This is a genomic window from Streptomyces sp. NPDC057438, assembly GCF_042802995.1.
In the GTDB taxonomy this organism is placed as follows: domain Bacteria; phylum Actinomycetota; class Actinomycetes; order Streptomycetales; family Streptomycetaceae; genus Streptomyces.
Window position 1 is genome coordinate 29069 of record NZ_JBHVDD010000088.1, and the last position, 11744, is coordinate 40812.

Consider the following 11744-nt stretch of genomic DNA (forward strand, 5'->3'; position numbering starts at 1 on the left):
GCTCTGGTAGAAGATCGCGAGACGGCGAGCGTGATGATGACCGTCGGGACCGAGAGCATGACGTCCAGCACGGCGACGATGACCCGGTCGGTCCAGCCCCGCAGACAGCCGGCGGGCACGCCCAGGGTCATGCCCACGAAGGCGTACACGAGCACGGCCACCGCCACCCCGACCAGGGTCGCCGTCCGCTTCGACGGCCTGGTGCCCCAGGCGGCCCTGTCGGCCTACGCCCGGGAGGCCCGCCTGCGGTGGCTGCGACGGCTGCTGGGGGAATGACGGAAGGGGCCCGCGCGCCACGCCGACCACCCGCCCCGCGCGGTCGCGGGGCGGGTGGGTTCATCGGGAGGAGCGGGGCACGGCCGTTTCGGTCCCGCCGGGCGGGGGAGAGCCTCGGCCGGGTCCGCTCAGGGCGCCGCCGCGTCGCGGACGAGGGCGGTGTCGACGAACTGTTCGAAGCGGACGATGAGGCCGCCGCGTACGACGAAGTGGTGTGCGACCCGGACGTCGATCGGCTTGCCGGTGGCCTTGTTGACGGCGGTGTAGCGGGCCAGGACGACGACGTTCTCGCCGTCGACGACGTAGGTGTCGTCGTGGGCCGTCCAGCCGTCCCAGTCCTTGCCGAGCTGCTCCATCACGTTCGAGGTGACGCCGTCGGGGGTGCGGTAGGTGCCGGCCAGGGGGAAGCCGGCCATCTCCGTCCACTCCACGTCCGGGGCGAGGGTGGCGCGGCCGTAGGCCAGCGGGACGGCGGAGTCGCCTTCGACGGCGAGCAGGGTGGGGAAGCCGGTGACACCCAGTTCCGTCGTGCGGCGGAAGTCGGCCCGGGCGGCGGCCCGCGCGTCGGGCGACTCGAACGCGACCACGACGGCCTCGGCGTCCAGACCGGCGGCCTCCGCGACCGCACGGTAGGTGTCCGGGTCCGACAGGCTGTGGCCGTCGGTGTAGAAGGCGTGCTGTACCTCCGTGGCCAGGGCGGCGGCCCGGTCGGGGGCGACCTGGCGCAGCGCGGCGACGCCGCGGGCCGCGGCCTCGGAGTCCATGACGAACGAACCGTCGGCGATCAGCGCTGGTACCCCTCGCCGAACTCGGCGCCGGTCAGCTCGGTGATCTGCGCGTTCGCGCCCTGGATATAGCCGAACTCACGGATCGGTACCCGGCGCGACCCGGTGAACAGGCCGCCGGAGACCACCTCCACCGGCAGCTCTAGGTGGCGGGAGGCCACCTCGCGGAGGGTGGTGGAGAATCCGTGGGACCAGCCGCAGTAGGCGTCGAAAACGTAGACCGGCTTCACCATGACCTCAACAGGCTTGTGACGGCCCGCCCGGCGTGGGCGATCATCTGACAGAACAGTAACTGACGTGTCAGGTATTTCGCCAGTGTGTGCAGTGGGTCACATGTGCTCATGGCTCGAGGGTGGACGCCGGGGTTGTGACGGTCGGGTCGTGACGTCGGGCCGGAAACGGCGCGCCGGAGGCCGCGCCCGGGTCAAGGCAGCCGGGGCAGGACGTCCCGGGCCGTGTGGCTGAGGATGCGAAGGTCCTCGGTGAACCGCTCGCGGTCCGCCTCCGGGAGGGGGCCGAGGAAGTACTCCTTGATGTTCTCGACGTGGACCCGGGCGGCGCGCACCGTCGTCTCCTCGCCCAGCGCGGTCAGCCGGACCAGCTTTCCACGCCGGTCGGTGGGGGACTCCTGCCGGGTCACGAGCCCGGCCACCTCCATGCGGTCCACCAGCCGGGTGGCCCCGCCGGAGGTGAGGACCTGCTCCTGGGCGATGGCCCGCATGGACAGCCCTGGCTCACCCGCCCGTCCGAGGATCAGCAGCACCTCGAACATCAGATGGCTCACGCCGCACTCCACCTCCAGTGCCCGCCCGAGGATGTACTCCAGCCGGTTGGCTGCCCCCTGCAGCCGCCCGAACGCGAGCACGAGCTCGTGGTCGGCGGCGTCCTTGGCCGTCCTGATGCCTGCCTGCTCGCTCACGGCCGCTGCGCCCCTCTCCTGGTCCTGTCCGCCACCGTACCGATCTTGCCCCCGCCGAGGGAGACGGCGGTCGGCCGGACCGCGCGCGGAGAGGTCGCGCAAGGAGCCGCTGTCGTTGCCGCCGTTCGCCCGGAACAGCGGCCGGCGGCAATGAAGGTCCTTAGCAGGCCGAGCCAGCCGGGTCGGGGCACCCTGGACCTCGCCCCGATCCGAGCGCGGGCGCCGCGGTCACCCCGCGGCTGATCGCCCGTCTGGAGCTCACCAGGGCCGACGGCACGGTCGAGACCGCCGTCAGCGACCGCACCTGGAGGACTGCGCTCGGCCCGACCGTCAACGCGAACTGGTACTCCGGCTCCGACCACGACGCCCGCCGCGAACAGCCGGCCTGGACCGCCCCCGGCGCCGACCTCGGCGGGAGGTCGCGGCGACGGGACGGCACCGCCATGGGGTGGACCGACGCCGGTGTCGGCCCCCGCCGCCCAACCTGACCACCGAGCTGGTGTGGCGCGTGGCCGAGCCGCTGCAGGTGGTCGACCGGCTCCTCCCGGTCTCCCTGGCCCAGCCTCGCCCGGGGGTGTGGGTCTTCGACTTCGGGCAGAACTCCGCCGGCTGGCCCCTGCTGCGGCTCGACGGTCCGCTCCCGGCGGGCCAGAGCCGTCGAGGCGGCGTAGCCGATGTGCGGGGCGAGCGTGGTCACGAGACCGATGGAACGGTGGACGCTGTCGTGCGGGTGGGCGCGGTTTGCGGTGATACCCGGCACACGGCGGGTGGCGAGGGCGTCGCACGCGGCGCGCAGGTGGTTCAGCGAGCTTGGAGGCGTCCGCGGGGACCTCCTCGTCCCCCCCACCAGGTCGTGCTCGATGCACGTGGTCGGTGCCATCCGGTGCTCCTCGTCCGTGCGGGCCCCTTGACAGGCCGCGGCTTCCGGCATCAGTGTTACCCGCCAACACGCAGAACGCAATATATTGCACCCGTCGACAGCTCCGAGAACCGACGCGAGTCCAAACGCGCCGGCCGGACGATCCCCGGCACCCCGGCCGAACCAGAGACCGAGGCCCCGCAGAAGGAACTCGCACCGTGACCACCCGCACCGACGCCCCGAACGTCCCTCGCACCACCGAGGTCATCGGCATCCTGGGCGGCATGGGCCCGGCGGCCACCGCCGACTTCTACACCAAGCTCGTCGCGGAGACCCCGGGCTCCAGCGACCAGGACCATCTCCGTACGGTCATCTGGTCCGACCCCACCATCCCCGACCGCACCGAGGCCCTGCTGGGCCATGGCCCCGACCCCACCCCCTGGCTGCTCGACGGCGGCCGTGTCCTGCGCGAGGCGGGTGCCACCGTCATCGCCATCCCGTGCAACACCGCGCACGCGTTCGTCCCGCGCATCGCCGGCCTTGTCGGACTGCCCATCGTCCACATGATCGGAGAAGTGGCCCGGCACCTGACCAGGCGGAGCCCGCGCGTGCGTACCGTCGGGCTGCTCGCCACCACCGGAACCGTCCGCGCGGGCCTCTACCAGGAGTGGCTGGACCGCTTCGGCATCCGCCTGCTCCTGCCGGACGCCGACAGTCAGGAACGTGAGGTCATGACCGCCGTCCGCGCGGTGAAGGCCGGCGCCCACGACGCCGCGACGGCCGCGCGCCTGGCCCGTGCCGCCCGTGGCCTCACCGGCCGGGGCGCCCAGGCGGTGATCGCCGGCTGCACCGAGGTACCCCTCGGGCTTCCTCCGGATGCCGTGGACGTTCCTCTCGTCGACCCGGCGCTCGTCCTGGCCCGGGCCCTGGTCCGCCGCGCCCTGGTCCGCCGCGCCCTGGTCCACCGGCCCGCGGACGGAGGCGGAGCCGTACCGGAGGAGTGAGCAGCCCTCGGCTCGCCCCGGAGCCGGCGATGTACTGTACGCAATATGTCACTTGACCGCCCCGTGTCCCGTCGCCTCCTGAGTGACGAGGTGTTTCATCGCCTGCGCGACTCGATCGTGCGCGGCGAACTCGTCCCCGGCGAGAAGGTCAGGGACGGTGAGCTCGCCGAGCGCCTCGGCCTCAGCCGTACCCCGGTGCGCGAGGCGCTCGCCCGGCTCGCCGACATCGGCCTGGTCGAGGCGAAGCCGGGCGTCTACACCCGCATCACCACCCTCAACCGCCGCGATGCCGAGAAGACCCTCGCGGTCCTGCGCTCTCTGGACCGACTCGCCATCGAGACCGCCGTTCCGGTCATGACCGAACACGACTTCCGGCGCATGCGTGAGGCCAACCGTGACTTCGAACGGGCTGTGGCCGCCAACGACACGAGTGCGGCACTGGACGCGGACGACCGTTTCCACGCCGTCCCCATCGAGGCCGCCGACAACCCCGTCCTCAGCCGGATCGTCGAGCAGCTCCACCCGCAGATCCACCGCATCCTCTACCGCAAGTTCTCCACCCTGCTCGGCGGTCGCAACACCATCGAGCACCACGACGAACTCATCGACGTGTGTGCTGACGGAGACGCCCGTTCCGCCGCCGAACTCTCCGGACGCCACTGGTCCGAATTGGGCGGCCACATCAACCAGCTTTTCGACACCAACCAGTTCGCCGAGGCGGCCGCCGACCTGAACACCGGCCGCCGTTCCGCCGGCTGACCTCTGTCGAGCGCTCAGCCGTTCGCCTGTGCGGGCTCCGCCGCAGCCTGCGACGGCACGGTGGGCTCCGGTGCGTCGGGAGCGGTGTAGTAGACGGACGACCCCTGCCGGCTGCGCTGGGCGTTGCTCTTGGCGACGAGCCCCTCGAGCGTGGTGCGGACGACATTGGTCTGGATACGGCGGTCGGGGTGCGCCTGGGTGAGCGCGGCGGCGACCTCGGCGGCGGAACGCGGCTCACTCTGCTCGGTGAGGTGCAGGCGGATGAGCTCGACGAGGGTGGGCTGATCCTTCTTCGGGGCCGAGGACTTGGCAGCCGTGGTCTTGGATGCCGTGGTCTTGCCTGCGGGCTTGGGCGCCGTGGTCTTGGCGGTGCCCTTCTTGGTGGTGGCCGGCTTGGATGCCGCGGTCTTGGACGCCGTGGTCTTGGGTTCCGTGGTCTTGGAAGCCGTGGTCTTGGTGGCGGCGGGCTTCTTCGCCTGCTCGGCGCTCCGCGGGGGAGCGGCCGTCTCCGCCTTCTTCGCCCGCGTCCGCTTGGTGGCCCGCGGGGTGGCCGCGGTCTTCTGCCGGGGAACGGGAGCCGTGACGACCTCTTCGGCCGCGGGAGCGGGCTCAGGTGTCACGAAGCCGAGTGCCTGCTGCACGTTCGCCAACACACTGTGGTCCTGTCGCAGATTCTGGAGCTGCTCCTGCAGGGCCTCGATCTCTCCCTGGAGACGCTCCTGTTCCTTGGCGTTCCGTTCGAGGTCGGCGGCGACCTGGGCGGTGTACTGCGCCTTGAGATCCGTCGTCTCCGAAGGCGTTTCGGTCATGGCAGTCCCTCCCGACAAATGAATGTGCTGTGTGCGGATGTTACTCACCCTTTCCTGTCCGTCACCCATGTGTCCGCACTGATTCCTACGAAGAGGGGGTGCTTGATGTCTTTTCTGTCCGTGCCACCCGCAGGCCGCAGCCGCCTCGTGGAGGGGGGTGGGGTGTGCGGACACCCGTCTGGCTGCGTGGTTCGCCGATGAGTGCCAGGCTTGTCATGTGTCTCGGCCGACGGCCGTCACCTGTCGGAAGGCGGTGGACTGTGAGCACAGAGCCCTTCTCGGAGGACGACCCGCGCGTCACGCCGTACATCTGTGTGGACGGGGCGGCGGCGGGCGTCGACTTCTATGTCGCTGTCCTGGGCGCCACGGAACGCATGAGGATGGCTTCACCGGACGGCAAGGTCCACCACGCCGAACTGCAGATCGGCAACTCGGTCGTCATGCTCGCGGACGAGTTCCCGGAGCTGGGCTTCCGCGGGCCCAGGTCGCTCGGCGGCACACCGGTGCACCTGTATGTGTACGTCGAGGATGTGGACGCGGTCTTCGCCGAGGCCCTCGCCAGAGGCGCCACCGAGGTGAACGCGGTCAAGGACGAGTTCTACGGCGACCGGGTCGGGCAGTTCGAGGACCCCTTCGGCCACCGGTGGCATGTCGCGACACATGTGGAGGACATCCCACCGGAGGAGATGGAGAGGCGCGCCAGGGAGGCCATGCCCGACTGAGGGGGCGGCGGCTCCCCTGGCGCCGGGCGCACAGGGACGGGCCGGCGAGACGCCGGTGGGCGGGTGAATCTCCGTTGCCGACGGGACTCACCCGCCGCGATGCTGAGGGCATGAGGTACCACGCATGCGGCTGAGGCTGCGTCAGTTCCGGCTTCGTACCGGGCCCCACGAGCACCGTGTCGTCCAACCCGGACAGCCGCTGCGCCACACCTCGCTGCGCGCCCCCGAACCCATCGGCACGCTGCTCGGGGACCACGACGGACTGAACCGGCTGGCGGGCCTGTTCTCCTTCGCCGCCTACTCCCGGCACACGATCGTCCACGTCCCCCTGCGCGACAGCGTGCCGCCCGACGAGGGCGTGGGCGAGCTGGTCGACCTGGTACTGGCCCACCACACCCTCGGGCTGCGTCCCAGCCGATGGCCCGCACTGCGACGCAATCTGGTCGGCGGCACCCCCCTCACCGTCCGCACCGACGAGGCACGCACCGACCGGGACTCCACCTCTTGGCGCGAACGCCACGAACGGACCGACGGCCGCGGCGACTTGCGGCACGCCACCCATGCCCGGACCTTCTTCCTGTTCGGCAACCGGGACGTGTTCGCCTCGGCCGCCATGTCCCTCGCCCTCGCGGCGGGCTGGGGGCCGCGTCAGAAAGGCGTCGTCAAGGGCCACTCGGCCTTCATGACGGCGCTCCCCACACTGGTCCAGCCACCCGGCGGCGGGCACCCCCTCGAGCTGCTGGTCTGCTTCAAACCGTATCCGCCCTATGCCCACTTCAGACGGCCGGGGCGACGAGGCGAGCGCCGATCGGCGCCGTCGTAGAAGCACCCGGCACTCAGGAACCGCCGCGCTCGAGGGGATCTTCCGCCCTGCCTCGATCGCCACGGGCAGCCGGTTCTCGGCCGGCGGCAGCGGGCAGGTGGCCAGGTCGGTGCAGGCGCACGGCAGATTGGGCGGGGAAACACGGTGAGTGCCAGGTGGCCTCCCTCCAGCTCGCCTCGATCCGGCCAGGGGCGTCGCACACATGCTCAAGTCTTCGACCACCGCGCCCACGGTCGTCGGCCGCGGTGCGTCGAAGGCGGTGCAACGGCCGCTCACCGCGCAGGGGTTGTGCTCGGGCCGCCGGGTCACCGAGTCGCCGGCCCGTGCGTCGGAGCCGCCGTCTCCACGCCGCCTGATCGTCAGGCCCACCGCACGTCACGGCTTCCCGGCTTCCGTCCCCAGACAGTGAGCATGCCGGCCGACAGCGCGGCACACGCGTCGGAGTCCAGGTACCGGACGGCCGCGTCGACAGCCGCGTCGTCGACCAGGCCGGTGGCGAGCATCGCCGCTCTGCTCCGCTCCCAAGTGTCCGCCCAGAAGCGGCTGATGGCACTGCCCGGCACCAGCGGCGGCACATGGATCTCGGCGGCGACGGACGTGAGCCCCGCCGTACGGAGCAGGTGTGGGTACGCAGGCACCCAGGAGACATCGGTGCCGATGGTCGCCCGCAGCCCCTGCCACATCGCTCGCATGACCGTGGTGTACGGCGTCCCGGGCGTCCGGTCGCTCGTCAGGTCGACCGCGTCGCTGAGCACCAGCACACCGCCGGGCGTGACCAGTTCGGCCAGCGCCGCGATCACACGGTCGCGCTCGGGCAGGTGCATCAGCACGAAGCGCGCGTGGACGAGTTGGAACTGGCCGGGGGCGAAGTCCGGGGCGGTGACATCTGCCTCCAGCACGTCCAGCCCGGGTACGGGCCGCGCGCCGAGGAAGCGTACGTCGCGGTCCACCGCGAGCACACTCGTCACTCCGGACTCCTCCAGCAGTCGCCGGGAGACGGTGCCCGTGCCGGCGCCCACGTCGAGGCACCGCCACCCCGGACCGGCCCCGAGGGCCCGCAGCCGCGCCATGGTGACGTCGTCATAGGCGAGCGCGCCGAAGTCGATGCGCTCATCCTCACCCGCCTGTTCCGGACGGAAGACGGCCTCGCCGTAACGGCCACCGTCCTGGGCGTCCCCCGCCGCGGTGCCGGTCACCTGGTGCCTCCCGTGAGGGAACGGATGCGGTCCCTGCCCAGCCCCGGTGCCCGGTCGGCAGAGGACGGGAACAGCGGGGCGTGGAACGCTCTCATGGCCGGACCTCTTCACGCGGTGGGGGAGTGCCGGGCGGCCCTCCTCCGGACCCCGGCCCCACCGATCCTCCCCCTGCCGCGGCCCGCTCGCCCGAGGCGCGCCGTGCCTGAGCCGATCGGCGCGCGAGATCAACGGTCGCGGATCGCGGGTCGCCGGTCCCGTGACGGGAGGAACGCCGTCGGGGCGGCGCGCACCGACCATGTGCCGGAGTGCGCCGCCCCCGGGCGGGACGGACTGCGGGAGAACAGGTGTGTGGGCGTTCCGGTTACCTCGGGTCGCGGTCGAAGACCGACTTCGACCAGACTGGAACCAGCCCGGCATCGCGTCGATCGGCACGAAGGTGCTGGAGATCAGCGGCAGGAAGATCAGCGGCAGTGTGTTGTTGCTGGCCGCCTCGACGTTCGGGCTGGACAGGCCCATCCCGACCGCGATCCAGGTGAGCGCCACGGCGAACAGCGCGAGCAGTCCGAACGCCGCCAGCCACTCCAGGGCCGTCGCGTCCGTGGACCGGAAGCCGATGGCCACGCCGACCACACCCACGAGCACCACGCCGGCGAGGGACTGCAGCACGCTGCCGACAACGTGCCCGATGAGGACGGAGCCGCGGTGGATCGCCAGGGTGCGGAAGCGGGCGATGATGCCCTCCGTCATGTCCATGGACACGGAGACCGCGGTGCCGATCGTGCTGCTGCCGAGGGTCATCAACAGCACGCCCGGCACGAGGTAGGCGATGTAGTCGGAGCGGTCGGCGCCGCCGATGCCGGCGCTCATCACGTCGCCGAAGATGTAGACGAAGAGCAGGAGCAGCATGATCGGCGTGAGCAGGACGTTCAGGGTGAGGGAGGGGTAGCGGCGCACGTGCACTGCTCCTCACTCCGGTTCCGACCGTCGAGGTCCGGCCGTCCGGTCGACGATGCGGTCGCGGTCGCGGTCGGTCCACGGGAAGAATGCGCGGGCCACCCCATCCCCTGGAGGAGTTGTCCGATGATCGGTCCGCAGCACGCCCATGCCGCCCTGGACGGCCTCGTGATGGGCGATGCCTTCGGCGACAGCTGGTTCACGCGCTCCGACGAGAACCCCGAGGAACTGTGGGCCGCGCGGGAATCGCGCCCGAAGCCGTGGCCGTGGACGGACGACTCCGCCATGGCCTTCGTCCTGTTCGCCCATCTGACGACCCACGGCGAGGTCCGGCCGGACGTCCTGGCGGGGGAGTTCGCCGCCGAGTACGCCAGGGACCCCGGCCGCAAGTACGGCCCGTCGATGCACGGTGTGCTCCGGAGCATCCGCGAGGACGGGGACTGGCGAGCCGTCACCACGGCGCAGTTCGCCGGACAGGGCTCCTACGGAAACGGTGCCGCGATGCGGGTCGCCCCGCTCGGGGCGTGGTTCCGGGACGATCTGCCGACCGTCGTCGAGCAGGCCCGGCTGTCCGCGCTGACCACGCACGCCCACCCCGAGGCGGTCGCCGGCGCCGTGGCCGTAGCGGTCGCCGCGGCACTGGCGGCCACCGATGACGGCTCGGACGCCCCGCCGCGCTCCGAGTTCCTGCGGGAGGTCGCCGACCACGTACCGGAGGGCGACGTCCGCTCCCGCCTGCTGGTCGCCGCGAACTTCACCGCCCGTACGTCGGTTCGCCACGCGGCGTCCGTCCTGGGCTCGGGGACGCTGATCTCGGCACCGGACACGGTTCCGTTCGCCCTGTGGTCCGCCGCGGGCCATCTCGACGACCTGGGCGAGGCACTGTGGCAGACCGTCGCGGGGTGGGGCGACCGCGACACCACCTGCGCGATCGCGGGCGGCGTCGTCGCGTCCCGCACCGGCACGGCCGGGCTTCCTCCGGCATGGCACGAGGCCCGCGAGGACATTCCCGGCTGGAGCGGCTGGCAAGCGCCCGAGTGATCCGGGACGGCGCCGCCCGGGCGGGGACGAGTCGGCCGGAGGCGGGCCGTCGCCGATAGCACCACCGGCGACGGCACAACTGCTGGACGGGACGCACAAGGTCCGGTAGCTGTGCGACGGCCCTCCGGCCCTCCGGCCACGGCCGGGGCCCCGGCCGTGGCCGCTGTCGCCCCGTGCCCCGCGAGCTCGCGGCGGGCGCCACACGTCGGCGAGCACTGGGCCGCCAGCCACCGAGCAGTCCACTGAACCCTTCACGGAACCGCCGCCGGGGCGACCATCCCCCGGCGCTACACCGTCAGTGCATGCCGTCGGCCGTCGTCGCCGGCACCGGCTGCCGCAGCAGGTAGGCGCCCGCGACCGACACCAGCAGTGCCATGCACGCGATGAACACCAGCCCGGCGCCCTCCAGACCGAGCGGCTCCGCCAGGAGTCCCACGCCGATGACCGGCACCGAGATACCCGTGTAGGCCACCACGAACAACGCCGATATCACGGCCGCCCGCCGGTCCGCCTCGGACGCCGCCGCCACGGCGGAGAGCGCTCCGCGAAACGCCAGCCCCTGACCCACCCCGCCGACGACGGCACTCAGCACCACCAGGGCCAGCAACTCCCACCGCAGAGCCCCGGCCAGCAGTGCCAGTCCGGCCAGGAGACCGGCGCACCCCAGCGGCAGTGACCGGCGCGTGCCGACCCGGCCGACGGCGAGCTGACCGGCGGTGGAGGCGAAGAAGGCGAGCGCGACGACCAGGCCGCTCACCGCGTGGTCGTGGACGTCCAGGGACTGGGCGAGGAAGGCCGGGCTGACCGAGGTGAAGACCCCGAACAGCGCGAACCCCACGAAGGAGGCGGCGGCCGCGGGCCCGAACACCGCCCGCACCCGAGGGGGCAGGCTGGGGCGTTGCGGTCGTACGGTTCTCAGCGGCCGGCGCTGCCGTACGGTTTCCGGGAGCTTCAGCAGGACGAGGGCCGAGCAGGCGACCAGGGTGAGGTGGACGGCGAAGGGCAGGTACAGCGGCTGGTCGGCGTACTGCGCGAGCACCCCGGCGAGCAGCGGGCCGCAGCCCAGCCCGCCCATGTTCGCGGCGGTGGCCACGAACGTGGCCCGCGAGGCACCGCCGGGCGGCGCCAGTTCCATCACGTAGGCCGTGGCGGCCCCGGTGAACAGACCGGCGGACAGCCCCGACAGCAGGCGTCCCGCGTACAGCCAGCCGAGAGCGGTCGCGCAGAGGAAGCAGACGGCGCTCGCGGCCGCGAAGCCCAGGCCCCACCACAGCACGGGCCGCCTGCCCACCGAGTCCGAGGCGTTGCCCGCGAGCAGCAGCACCCCGATGACACCGAAGGCGTAGACGGCGTAGACCACGGTGACCGTCAGCTCGGAGAAACCGAACTTGTCCTGGTAGAGGCCGTAGAGGGGGGTCGGCAGGGTCGTACCGGCCATGCATACGGCGAACACCGCGCCGCCGAGCAGGCACCGGCGCCAGCGCCCGGGATCACCGTCCATACCGCAGAAGGTAACCTCGCCCGCCGCCCGCCGCCCGCCGCCCGCCGCCCGCCGCCCGCCGCCCGCCGCCCGCCGCGAGCACGAACGCGCGCTGAT

11 protein-coding genes and 4 pseudogenes are annotated in these 11744 nt (G+C 72.2%); 7 read left to right on the forward strand and 8 right to left on the reverse strand.

Annotation, left to right across the window (positions count from 1 at the left end):
* Window positions 1-57: 57 nt before the first annotated feature.
* A complete protein-coding gene (locus ACFU5F_RS34305; protein ID WP_383895963.1) occupies window positions 58-276 on the forward strand; it encodes a hypothetical protein in 219 nt (72 codons plus the stop codon).
* 128 nt (window positions 277-404) lie between these two features.
* Here ACFU5F_RS34305 and ACFU5F_RS34310 read toward each other — a convergent pair.
* From ACFU5F_RS34310 to ACFU5F_RS34320, 3 genes and pseudogenes are all read right to left on the reverse strand, one after another.
* Window positions 405-728 (reverse strand): annotated as a pseudogene (locus ACFU5F_RS34310) (nuclear transport factor 2 family protein); the annotation flags it as partial.
* Window positions 720-1291 (reverse strand): annotated as a pseudogene (locus ACFU5F_RS34315) (DsbA family protein); the annotation flags it as partial. The pseudogenes ACFU5F_RS34310 and ACFU5F_RS34315, both read right to left, overlap by 9 nt.
* A gap of 194 nt (window positions 1292-1485) precedes the next feature.
* Complete coding sequence (locus ACFU5F_RS34320; protein ID WP_383895965.1) at window positions 1486-1980, reverse strand: MarR family winged helix-turn-helix transcriptional regulator; 495 nt, start codon at window positions 1978-1980, stop codon at window positions 1486-1488.
* A 251-nt stretch (window positions 1981-2231) separates the two neighbouring features.
* Between ACFU5F_RS34320 and ACFU5F_RS34325 the strand changes: the two genes are divergently transcribed.
* The 3 genes from ACFU5F_RS34325 (at window position 2232) to ACFU5F_RS34335 (ending at window position 4602) form a co-directional block, all read left to right on the forward strand.
* Window positions 2232-2468, forward strand: coding sequence for an alpha-L-rhamnosidase N-terminal domain-containing protein (locus tag ACFU5F_RS34325; protein WP_383895991.1), 237 nt, complete (start codon window positions 2232-2234; stop codon window positions 2466-2468).
* A gap of 589 nt (window positions 2469-3057) precedes the next feature.
* Complete coding sequence (locus tag ACFU5F_RS34330; RefSeq protein ID WP_383895968.1) at window positions 3058-3843, forward strand: aspartate/glutamate racemase family protein; 786 nt, start codon at window positions 3058-3060, stop codon at window positions 3841-3843.
* Between the two features lie 45 nt (window positions 3844-3888).
* A complete protein-coding gene (locus ACFU5F_RS34335) occupies window positions 3889-4602 on the forward strand; it encodes a GntR family transcriptional regulator (RefSeq protein WP_383895971.1) in 714 nt (237 codons plus the stop codon).
* 14 nt (window positions 4603-4616) lie between these two features.
* Here the strand turns inward: ACFU5F_RS34335 and ACFU5F_RS34340 are convergent, their stop codons facing one another.
* Window positions 4617-5411, reverse strand: coding sequence for a hypothetical protein (locus tag ACFU5F_RS34340; RefSeq protein WP_383895974.1), 795 nt, complete (start codon window positions 5409-5411; stop codon window positions 4617-4619).
* 260 nt (window positions 5412-5671) lie between these two features.
* Here ACFU5F_RS34340 and ACFU5F_RS34345 point away from each other — a divergent pair, with 260 nt between their 5' ends.
* Window positions 5672-6133, forward strand: a complete 462-nt coding sequence (locus ACFU5F_RS34345; protein ID WP_383895977.1) for a VOC family protein — start codon at window positions 5672-5674, stop codon at window positions 6131-6133.
* Window positions 6134-6257: 124 nt separating this feature from the next.
* The gene (locus ACFU5F_RS34350) at window positions 6258-6956 is read left to right on the forward strand and encodes a hypothetical protein (protein ID WP_383895980.1); all 699 of its coding nucleotides are present in this window, start codon (window positions 6258-6260) and stop codon (window positions 6954-6956) included.
* A 13-nt stretch (window positions 6957-6969) separates the two neighbouring features.
* On the opposite strand, the pseudogene ACFU5F_RS34355 reads toward ACFU5F_RS34350, so the two are convergent.
* The 3 genes and pseudogenes from ACFU5F_RS34355 to ACFU5F_RS34365 all read right to left on the reverse strand — a co-directional run.
* A pseudogene (locus tag ACFU5F_RS34355) lies at window positions 6970-7286 on the reverse strand (DUF1684 domain-containing protein); the annotation flags it as partial.
* A gap of 29 nt (window positions 7287-7315) precedes the next feature.
* Complete coding sequence (locus ACFU5F_RS34360) at window positions 7316-8152, reverse strand: class I SAM-dependent methyltransferase (protein ID WP_383895993.1); 837 nt, start codon at window positions 8150-8152, stop codon at window positions 7316-7318.
* Window positions 8153-8551: 399 nt separating this feature from the next.
* Window positions 8552-9112: pseudogene (locus ACFU5F_RS34365) on the reverse strand (ABC transporter permease); the annotation flags it as partial.
* Between the two features lie 120 nt (window positions 9113-9232).
* On the opposite strand from ACFU5F_RS34365, the gene ACFU5F_RS34370 reads away from it, so the two are divergent.
* Window positions 9233-10147, forward strand: a complete 915-nt coding sequence (locus ACFU5F_RS34370; protein ID WP_383895983.1) for an ADP-ribosylglycohydrolase family protein — start codon at window positions 9233-9235, stop codon at window positions 10145-10147.
* Window positions 10148-10442: 295 nt separating this feature from the next.
* Here the strand turns inward: ACFU5F_RS34370 and ACFU5F_RS34375 are convergent, their stop codons facing one another.
* A complete protein-coding gene (locus tag ACFU5F_RS34375; RefSeq protein ID WP_383895995.1) occupies window positions 10443-11648 on the reverse strand; it encodes an MFS transporter in 1206 nt (401 codons plus the stop codon).
* Window positions 11649-11744 lie beyond the last annotated feature (96 nt).

Excerpts from the sequence above, each read along its gene's own strand:
- ACFU5F_RS34370 (WP_383895983.1), top strand. The coding sequence starts at position 9,233 with ATGATCGGTCCGCAGCACGCCCATGCCGCCCTGGACGGCCTCGTGATG.
- ACFU5F_RS34340 (WP_383895974.1), bottom strand. The coding sequence starts at position 5,411 with ATGACCGAAACGCCTTCGGAGACGACGGATCTCAAGGCGCAGTACACC.
- ACFU5F_RS34335 (WP_383895971.1), top strand. The coding sequence starts at position 3,889 with ATGTCACTTGACCGCCCCGTGTCCCGTCGCCTCCTGAGTGACGAGGTG.
- ACFU5F_RS34305 (WP_383895963.1), top strand. The coding sequence starts at position 58 with ATGACGTCCAGCACGGCGACGATGACCCGGTCGGTCCAGCCCCGCAGA.
- ACFU5F_RS34350 (WP_383895980.1), top strand. The coding sequence starts at position 6,258 with ATGCGGCTGAGGCTGCGTCAGTTCCGGCTTCGTACCGGGCCCCACGAG.
- ACFU5F_RS34375 (WP_383895995.1), bottom strand. The coding sequence starts at position 11,648 with ATGGACGGTGATCCCGGGCGCTGGCGCCGGTGCCTGCTCGGCGGCGCG.